Consider the following 1516-nt stretch of genomic DNA (forward strand, 5'->3'; position numbering starts at 1 on the left):
TGAACGCCTGGCCTGATCTGGTAGTAGATAAGCGATGGGGTGACGCAGGAAGGTAGCCCAGCCCAGGCGATGGTTGTCCTGGGGTAAGCATGTAGGGAGAGAGGTAGGCAAATCCGCCTCTTATGTATCCTGAGATGTGATGCCGAGCCGATTGTGGCGAAGTGGGTGATCCTATGCTGCCGAGAAAAGCCTCTAGTGAGTGCTGTGGCGGCCCGTACCCGAAACCGACTCAGGTGGTCAGGTAGAGAATACTAAGGCGATCGGGTGAACTGTGGTTAAGGAACTCGGCAAATTGCCCCCGTAACTTCGGGAGAAGGGGGGCCTTCGCTGGTGATGGATCTTGCATCCGGAGCTGGTGGGGGTCGCAGAGGCCAGGGGGAAGCGACTGTTTACTAAAAACACAGGTCCGTGCGAAGTCGTAAGACGATGTATACGGACTGACGCCTGCCCGGTGCTGGAACGTTAAGGGGACCGGTTAGCTGCATTCGTGTGGCGAAGCTGAGAACTTAAGCGCCAGTAAACGGCGGTGGTAACTATAACCATCCTAAGGTAGCGAAATTCCTTGTCGGGTAAGTTCCGACCTGCACGAATGGCGTAACGACTTCCCCGCTGTCTCAACCGCAGACCCGGCGAAATTGCATTACGAGTAAAGATGCTCGTTACGCGCAGCAGGACGGAAAGACCCCGGGACCTTCACTATAGCTTGACATTGGCGTTTGGAACGGTTTGTGTAGGATAGGTGGGAGACGGTGAAGCCGCAACGCTAGTTGGGGTGGAGTCATTGGTGAAATACCACTCTGGTCGTTTTGAACGTCTAACTTGGGTCCGTGATCCGGATCAGGGACAGTGTCTGGTGGGTAGTTTAACTGGGGCGGTTGCCTCCTAAAGGGTAACGGAGGCGCCCAAAGGTTCCCTCAGCCTGGTTGGCAATCAGGTGTCGAGTGTAAGTGCACAAGGGAGCTTGACTGTGAGACCGACGGGTCGAGCAGGAGCGAAAGCTGGGACTAGTGATCCGGCGGTGGCTTGTGGAAGCGCCGTCGCTCAACGGCTAAAAGGTACCCCGGGGATAACAGGCTGATCTTCCCCAAGAGTCCATATCGACGGGATGGTTTGGCACCTCGATGTCGGCTCGTCGCATCCTGGGGCTGGAGTAGGTCCCAAGGGTTGGGCTGTTCGCCCATTAAAGCGGTACGCGAGCTGGGTTTAGAACGTCGCGAGACAGTTCGGTCCCTATCCGCTGCGCGCGCAGGAGACTTGAAAGGGGCTGTCCCTAGTACGAGAGGACCGGGACGGACGAACCTCTGGTGTGCCAGTTGTTCCGCCAGGAGCATGGCTGGTTGGCTACGTTCGGAAGGGATAACCGCTGAAAGCATCTAAGCGGGAAGCTCGCCTTGAGATGAGGTCTCCCACCCTGTGAGGGGGTAAGGCTCCCGGTAGACGACCGGGTTGATAGGCCGGAGGTGGAAGCGCAGTAATGTGTGGAGCTGACCGGTACTAATAGGCCGAGGACTTGACC

At 57.1% G+C, this 1516-nt stretch carries 1 rRNA gene; it reads left to right on the plus strand.

What is annotated here, in order from left to right:
• A 23S ribosomal RNA gene (locus tag AB0N02_RS47300) occupies positions 1-1516 on the plus strand; the annotation flags it as partial.

Source organism: Streptosporangium sp. NPDC051022, from assembly GCF_040683035.1.
In the GTDB taxonomy this organism is placed as follows: domain Bacteria; phylum Actinomycetota; class Actinomycetes; order Streptosporangiales; family Streptosporangiaceae; genus Streptosporangium.